This is a genomic window from Methylobacterium sp. WL103 (assembly GCF_008039885.1).
In the GTDB taxonomy this organism is placed as follows: domain Bacteria; phylum Pseudomonadota; class Alphaproteobacteria; order Rhizobiales; family Beijerinckiaceae; genus Methylobacterium; species Methylobacterium cerastii.
Genome location: NZ_VRUX01000515.1, coordinates 1 through 3,073, shown reverse-complemented (window position 1 = coordinate 3,073; position 3,073 = coordinate 1). Strand labels below are relative to the sequence as shown.

The following is a 3,073-nucleotide window of genomic DNA, read 5'->3' as shown; positions in this document are numbered from 1 at the left end:
CCCCGCGTCGTTTTTATCACGCACACGCCGGCATACGCCTCCGGGTCCGGGCTCGCGGGCTCGGCGATGTGTCTGCGCGAACGGGGTGGGGGACGCCTGCTCGGGCGATGTTTGCTCGGACGGGGCCTGCGGCCGCCCGGCGGACCAGTCGGGGAAGGCTTCGAGCAGCGCTTCGCGCCAGCGCTGCCGGGCCTCCGCGCCGAGCGTCGGAGCCGGCTCCTCCGCCGCTTCGCTCGTTGCCGGATCCGTCGAGGCGACCAGCGCCTCGGTGATTGTCGGCCCGCGCGGCAGGCCGCCGAGGACGACGCTCCCGGAGACCAGGGCGGCGATCGCCGCGACCGATGCCGCCCTCAGGGCGAGGCGCCGAAGGCCGGCGTTCGAACGATGGCGTTGCGCCGGGAACAGCTGTTGAGCGGAAGGGGCTTCTGCGAGGGGGTCTCGGACCATGAGGACGACGCCCGTTTCGATACGGATGCCGTCGATCCCGAGCCGCTGTCGCCGGACGCGTCCGTGCGTGCGGTCGGACCGGCACCCTCCCGGCCCGATCGGCCGAGAGGGCAAAAGGCCCAGCCCGCCCGGCTTTTCCGGGGCGGGATTATGGTTGACCGAGGATGAATCGTGGCGGTTCTCGGCCCTGATTCATCGCTTCGGCGGTGCGATCAGGCGCTGGTCCTATTCGCCGTCGATCTGCCGGCCCATCTGCGCGATCGCGCGCTGGTACACCGTGGCGGCGTTCCAGCCCTGGAGCGCAGCGAAGTTCGGCTCGCCGGGCTGGTAGCCGGCCCCGGCCTGCCAGCCGTGGCCCTTCAGGAAATTCGCGGTGGAGCTGAGCGCCGCGCCGACGTTGTTGAGGTCGCCGGTCCCGTAGGTCAGCACGTTCTTCGGCAGGAACTGGGTGTGCCCGACCTCGCCATGCGCCGCGCCGCGGGTGCTGGACGAGAGCATGCCGCGATCGACGAGGGTGAGCGCCGCATAGAGCTGGTCGGTGAAGTAGGCCGAGCGGCGGCAATCGTAGGCCAGCGTCGCCACCGCCGACAGCGTGTTGACGTTGCCGCGCACGGCGCCGAACCCGGTCTCCATGCCCCAGATCGCCAGGAGCGGCCCTGGGGGGACGCCGTAGCGCTGCTCGATCTGCGCGAACAGGGCCGCGTTCTGGCGCTTCAGCGCCCGCCCACGGGAGACGATCGTGGTCGCGCCGCGTTTGGCCAGGAACTGGTCGAGCGAGAGCTTGAAGCTTTTCTGGCCGCGATCGGCCGAGATGGTGGCCGTGGAATAGTTGGTCTCGCGGAGCGCCGCGAGGCTCGCGGCGCTGGCGCGGCCCTGGGCCTCCTGGGCGAACTGAGACTTCCAGGCCTCGAAGCCGGCGGCCGAGTTGCCGCATTGGGCCGCCTCGGCGCCTCCGGCGAGACAGGCGAGCGCCACCGCGGCGACGGCCGCCAGTGTGCTGCGGCGCTTGGTGTCGGTCACGGAGATCTCCATCGCAAAGGCGGGGTCGGGCTGGGAAACGCGGCACGGTTCGGCCAGAACGGCACCGGGCCGGCTTTCCGGATTGTGGCTCGCTATGTAGCGGGCGATGCCGCCGGACATAACCCCAGGTTCGCCACCGAGGACAAGTTCATGAAGGTTGTTGCAGATCTGTGCATCGTGCCGATGGGCGTCGGCCCCTCGGTGTCGTCCTACGTCCGCGAGATCAAGGCGATCCTGGAGACGAGCGGGCTGAACGCCGAGATGCACGCCAACGGCACCAACATCGAGGGCGAGCTCGCCGACATCTGCCGCCTGATCGAGCTGTGCGAGGCGCGCCTGACCGAGCTCGGCGTGCAGCGCGTGTTCTTCACGATGGCGTTCTCGTCGCGCCGGGACAAGGCGCAGACGATGGCCGACAAGCTGACCGCGGTGTCGTAGCCCGGTCCGGACTTCCTCGCTCAGAGGTAGTGGCGAAATACCGTCTGGCCCACCGTGGTCTCGTGCTCCGCCGACATCAGGTCGGCCAGGCAGCGATAGGCCAGGAGCAGCCCGCCGGCGAAGGCGGCGAGCGCCAGGAGGAGGGGGCTCGCCAGGGGCGTCGCGGCGAAGGCGAGGGCCACGAGGACGACGGGAAGGTGCAGGAGCCGGGTCGCGGTCGTCATGTGTGCTGCCTCGCCGTCGTCAGGTCACCGATCGCACCGACGGTTAAGCACCGCGGATTGCACGAATGTTTCCTGCGCCCGACACTGCCGCGGCGTGGTGCTCCAGCGCACCTTGGCGCTCCGCGATCGGCACTTTCCTGCCGATCGCGGAACGCCGACGGCGTTGCGATCCCTACTCGTCGTCGTCCGGCTCGCCGCGATAGCGCCGGCGCGGCGCGTCGTATTCCTCCGATCGACGCGTCGGACGGTCGTAGTCGCGGTCGCGCCCGCGGTAGCCCGAGCGGTCGTCCGCGCCGTAGCCGCCGTATCCCCCGGAATTGCCGCGGCGGTTGTCGACGAGTTTGGGCGCATACCAGCAGCTCTTGCGTTGGCCGGGCGCGGGATCGCCGAAGGTCTGGGTGTTGCAGGCGATGACGCCGCCCTGCGGGAACGGGCGGCCGTTGGTCTTGCCCGGCACGCCATAATACACGTTCGTCGGATGCGGCATCCGGCAGACGCCGCCCTCCTGCGCACAGGGGATCGTGTTCACGGTATCGAGCTGCGCCTGCGCCGGGGAGACGCCGGCCGCGAGGAGCCACACGGCTCCCACTACGATGCCCGCCGGAGCGGTGTTTGCCTTGCGCACGCTATGTCCTCCCTCTTCGGTCGACGGACCTGCCGGTGCCGAGTCGGCGGCCTGCCTACCACACCGCGCTGCCGACGCGCACTGGCCGACGAGAGGCGTGCGCCGACGGAAGCGGATGGCGGATCCGACGCGATCGATGGAAGCTGGGTTGGAAGTCGAGTGCCGAGCGAACGCGAGACGATCAGCGGTTCGTGGCGGAGGGAGCGGGATGAGCCGACACTCATCATTTTCCCTACGCCGTCAGCGCTCTCGATCCCAGGGCTGACGGGTAACACCGTGGGTCTGCCCGTCAAGCGGCGCTGGCCCTGCCACGCGGGCG

5 protein-coding genes are annotated in these 3,073 nt (G+C 70.2%); 1 reads left to right on the top strand and 4 read right to left on the bottom strand.

The genetic code is table 11. From position 1 onward, the window contains the following. Both FV222_RS30725 and FV222_RS21565 read right to left on the bottom strand, forming a co-directional pair. Positions 1-447: hypothetical protein (locus FV222_RS30725; RefSeq protein ID WP_210248502.1), on the bottom strand; the 447-nt coding region annotated here is incomplete at its 3' end. A gap of 225 nt (positions 448-672) precedes the next feature. Next, positions 673-1,440 carry a lytic transglycosylase domain-containing protein gene (locus FV222_RS21565; protein ID WP_238271984.1) on the bottom strand — a complete coding sequence of 256 codons (768 nt, stop codon included), beginning with the start codon at positions 1,438-1,440 and terminating at the stop codon, positions 673-675. A gap of 177 nt (positions 1,441-1,617) precedes the next feature. Here FV222_RS21565 and FV222_RS21560 point away from each other — a divergent pair, with 177 nt between their 5' ends. After that, on the top strand, positions 1,618-1,905 hold the full coding sequence (locus FV222_RS21560; RefSeq protein WP_147763851.1) for an MTH1187 family thiamine-binding protein: 288 nt from the start codon (positions 1,618-1,620) through the stop codon (positions 1,903-1,905). A gap of 20 nt (positions 1,906-1,925) precedes the next feature. Here FV222_RS21560 and FV222_RS21555 read toward each other — a convergent pair whose 3' ends face one another. Together FV222_RS21555 and FV222_RS21550 are read right to left on the bottom strand one after the other, a co-directional pair. Continuing rightward, positions 1,926-2,129: a hypothetical protein gene (locus FV222_RS21555; protein ID WP_147763852.1), complete on the bottom strand. Its 204-nt coding sequence runs from the start codon at positions 2,127-2,129 to the stop codon at positions 1,926-1,928. A 172-nt stretch (positions 2,130-2,301) separates the two neighbouring features. Then, a complete protein-coding gene (locus tag FV222_RS21550) occupies positions 2,302-2,754 on the bottom strand; it encodes a hypothetical protein (protein WP_238271959.1) in 453 nt (150 codons plus the stop codon). Positions 2,755-3,073: the final 319 nt, after the last annotated feature.

What these genes read in the sequence shown, in the direction of transcription:
- FV222_RS21555 (WP_147763852.1), bottom strand. Translation starts at nt 2,129, where the DNA reads ATGACGACCGCGACCCGGCTCCTGCACCTTCCCGTCGTCCTCGTGGCC.
- FV222_RS21560 (WP_147763851.1), top strand. Translation starts at nt 1,618, where the DNA reads ATGAAGGTTGTTGCAGATCTGTGCATCGTGCCGATGGGCGTCGGCCCC.